This window comes from Streptococcus sp. DD11 (genome assembly GCF_001578865.1).
Lineage (GTDB): Bacteria > Bacillota > Bacilli > Lactobacillales > Streptococcaceae > Streptococcus > Streptococcus panodentis.
This window is the reverse complement of sequence record NZ_KQ969453.1, coordinates 1-414: the sequence shown is the minus strand read 5'-3', so window position 1 is coordinate 414 and position 414 is coordinate 1. Positions and strand designations below refer to the sequence as shown.

Sequence of the window (414 nt, the reverse complement as noted above, 5' to 3'; positions counted from 1 at the left end):
AAAAACGGCCGGGCAGCAAGAGGTCAGAAAGTCTATGATACAATCAGCGGAAGGCGTTTTGAAAGGACCTCTCTTGTTGCAGGACAAGTGAATCAGAACTTTGTGGCGCCGATGATTTATAAAGAAAGTATGACAAGCACTTTCTTTGTAGAGTGGTTCAAAAGTCAGCTGCTTCCGGCTTTGGAGACACCTCATGTTATTGTCATGGATAATGCGAGTTTTCATCCCAAAAAGATATTCGATAAGCTTTCCATTGATGCCGGGCACTTCTTTCTGCCCCTGCCTCCTTATTCTCCAGAATTGAATCCTATAGAAAAAAGCTGGGCGATTTTGAAGAAAGCAGTCACGGAATTCCTTCGGGGAATGAGCTCTGTTACTGATGCCTTAACATACTGTTTTCAGACTAAATGACTA

The 414-nt window shown here is 43.0% G+C and carries 1 protein-coding gene; it reads left to right on the top strand.

Going from position 1 to position 414, the window contains the following annotated elements:
* Window positions 1-411, top strand: a 411-nt coding sequence (locus tag STRDD11_RS13375; RefSeq protein ID WP_164828523.1) for a transposase, incomplete at its 5' end; no start/stop codon positions are given.
* Between the last annotated feature and the right edge of the window lie 3 nt (window positions 412-414).